3 protein-coding genes are annotated in these 2,869 nt (G+C 60.3%); all 3 read left to right on the top strand.

The window, feature by feature from the left end; all coding sequences use genetic code 11:
- A partial coding sequence (locus tag ACHFGA_RS01805) for a hypothetical protein (RefSeq protein WP_394280753.1) occupies positions 1 to 462 on the top strand: 462 nt, incomplete at its 5' end.
- Positions 462 to 1,352: a hypothetical protein gene (locus ACHFGA_RS01800; RefSeq protein WP_394280752.1), complete on the top strand. Its 891-nt coding sequence runs from the start codon at positions 462 to 464 to the stop codon at positions 1,350 to 1,352. The genes ACHFGA_RS01805 and ACHFGA_RS01800, both read left to right, overlap by 1 nt.
- Positions 1,352 to 2,869 (top strand): hypothetical protein (locus ACHFGA_RS01795; RefSeq protein WP_394280751.1); only part of this gene is annotated, 1,518 nt, incomplete at its 3' end. The genes ACHFGA_RS01800 and ACHFGA_RS01795, both read left to right, overlap by 1 nt.

The raw sequence follows: 2,869 nt of genomic DNA, 5'->3' as shown, positions 1-2,869 counted from the left end.
AGCGATCAAGCCGGGCCGACGGAGCAAGGCACGGTTCCCCGCGGTTTTGAGCCGTCGCCGCAGGGTGCGGTGGTTGCTGCGATTGTCTCGCAGGTGTTCATGGCAGGCGCGGACGATGAGACGTGGCCGGAAGTCTCCCAGGCGCTGATCGAGCCAGGACTGGGGCGCAACCAATGGGCCCAAGCACGCGGGCTGATGAGTGTTAGTGGTCAGCCGATGGACAACCCGCCGGTGTTTAAGGGGTTTCGGGTCTCTGACTATTCGGAGACGGATGCCGTGGTCACACTCGCCGTTGAGTACCCGACGGTGGGTCTGGCTGCGATGCCAGTTCAACTGTCACGCGCTTCTGGTGATTGGAAGGTGGTGCTTCCCACCCAGGAGGACGCACCTGATCTCCAGGAACTGAGCACAGAAGAATTCGATAACAGTTTCACCGCATTTGGCCCAAAGGAGGGCATGTAATGAGCATTCGTCGTACAGCAGTCGCGGCTGCACTTGTGGCCCCGGCGGTCTTCTTGGCCGCATGTGGAACAGACGCGGAGGTTCCTGAGCAACCTCAAGCCTCCGAGTCATCCACGACGGCGCCATCTCAACCACCCACCAGTGAAAACTCACCAGGAGCGATGGTCGGCAATGATCAGCGCACATGGCCTGACCCAGACGGTATGTTCGATGATTCTGCCCATGCTGCGCCTGGGACATGGTCGGTCGACTTTTATCACCAGCGTCCGGTGTGGACACCGGACAACCACGACGGCGATCTCCCATCGAAACGGAATCTGGTGGAGGGAGGATTTGAACAGTGTCAGACCGGTGACGTGCCGTTGAACGGCAAGACGACGCAACAATATGTCAATGCGCGTTACCTGGCGGTCAATGATCAAGCGGGCCCCTCTCGGATGGAAGATGGGGTTCCGGCTGGTTTTGCTCATTCACCCCAGGGGGCGGTGATGCTGGCACTCAACGCAGTGGGGTACGGCATCGCTGGACAGGGAGATGGAATCGGAGAAGAGATTGATGCCGCGTGGTGGTCGACCTACGAGACGCTACAGAAAGACCGTGAGTTTAGGCACTTGAACGATCCGAACTTCGATCACTCTCAAGTACGGGCTGAACCACTGCCGGCTGCAGGGTACTACAACGTGACTCAGTGCACTGAAGATGTCGTCGTCGTCGAGGTTGGGCATGATTTCACCAAGGCGAGCGGTGAAGCCATGAAGACGACGATTCCGGTGTATTGGCGTGACGGGGATTGGGTTCCTGACCTCTCGGGGCAAGCTGGAATCCTCTTTGATAAAGGTGGGACCTTCAATCCAGACAACCCGGCACCGATGAAGGAAATCCAGTACTAATGTCGGGCCTACAGAGAATAAGCGTTCAGTGGGCGGCTGCAGTCCTGGCCGCGCTCATTGTCCTCCTCCTGGGAGCCTGGCCTGCACTGGCACAAGAGACGGCAGAGACTGACAGTCCGGGTGCCCTCGGCCAGGCACAGCAGCAGTGCATGGACGTCTCGGACTCTCGGAGTGTGCTTGACCAGCTTGTCGCCGACGGCGCGATCTCAAAGCAGGAGCGTGACGAAGCAGCTGGTTTGTTCGGTTTCGATGAGGATAAAGTCGCTGCCATCCAAGCCGATAATGCCGAGCGCTGGGACGAGATCGTAACGCACCATGAGGAAGAACGCGGATGGGCTGGCAAAGCTGCTCGGGGAGCTCAAAACCTGGTGTGCTGGGCTGGATCACCAGTTAACGCGGGCATCGACGCCGTGAACAACTCCCCGTTTTGGGAGGACCCTATCGGCAAATTTGCTAAGTCGGTGATGGAAGGTAACAACGAAGCGTTAACGACCGCGATGATGCTGTGGATGGACTTCTCCACCACGAGTGTGGACGTCAACGCCAACACCCAGGGCGTGAAAAACATAGTCATGGGGGTGTGCGGTTTCGCACTGGCGGCGAGCTTCATTGTGGGTGGCTGGCGTATTGCCTCAGCTCGGCGAGGGGGTCTGCAAGAGGGGCTCACGGACCTGAATGAGAATATGATCCGCTGGCTGGTGTTTAGTATCGCGGTGCCGGTGATGTTTCCGGGTGCGATGGTTGCTAGTGACGCCATTGCGGATGCGATCATGCAGGAGTTCGGCGGCGCAGACCAACTGATCAATTTGGGCGGCATCGAAGAGTCGCAGTTCGGGCCGGTGGTGACACTGGTGCTGGCGGGCATCACCCTCATCGGCTCGTTTGTGCAGATTCTCGCCCTGGTCACCAGGGTGTTGCTGGCACCGATCGCTGCGGGCTTGTCGCCCCTGTTTGCGGCGTTGTCGTTCTCGGACACGGGACGCCAGGGGCTCAATCACCTCGTGGCCTTCTTAATTGCCGCGATCGCCTTCAAGCCTGTGTCTGCCTTGTTGTATGCGGTGGTGCTGTGGAATGTGTCGGGCACCGGTGATATTGGTGCCACGGGGGTCATCATTAATGCGCTCATGATCGGGATTGCGGGTTTTTCGGCCCCAGCCCTGGTGCGTGCCCTAGTTCCGGCAGTCTCCCAGGCGGGTGGCGGTGGAGCAGCGCCGATGCTGGCTGGTGCCACGGGTGCCATCGCAGGTATGGCTGGCATGGCTGGCGCACTGGCTAATCGCGGTGGGGCAGCATTGAGCAAGCTTGGTAATGCAGGCTCTAGCACTGGAAGTGGAGCACAGAACATCGCCGGATCAGCGGGGGGTGGGCCAGGTGGCGGCTCGTCTGCCGCAGGCTCTGGTGCTCCTGGTCCGGCTGGCCCACGCGGCGGTGGCGGTGCGTCACGCATGAGTGCTGCTGCGCAGGCGGGGTCGCAGCCATCGGGCGCTGGATCGGGTGCTAGCGCTGGGCGTGCAGCA

Source organism: Corynebacterium sp., assembly GCF_043426755.1.
In the GTDB taxonomy this organism is placed as follows: domain Bacteria; phylum Actinomycetota; class Actinomycetes; order Mycobacteriales; family Mycobacteriaceae; genus Corynebacterium.
The sequence above is the reverse complement of the archived record's forward strand: the minus strand, read 5'-3'. Positions and strand labels throughout refer to the sequence as shown.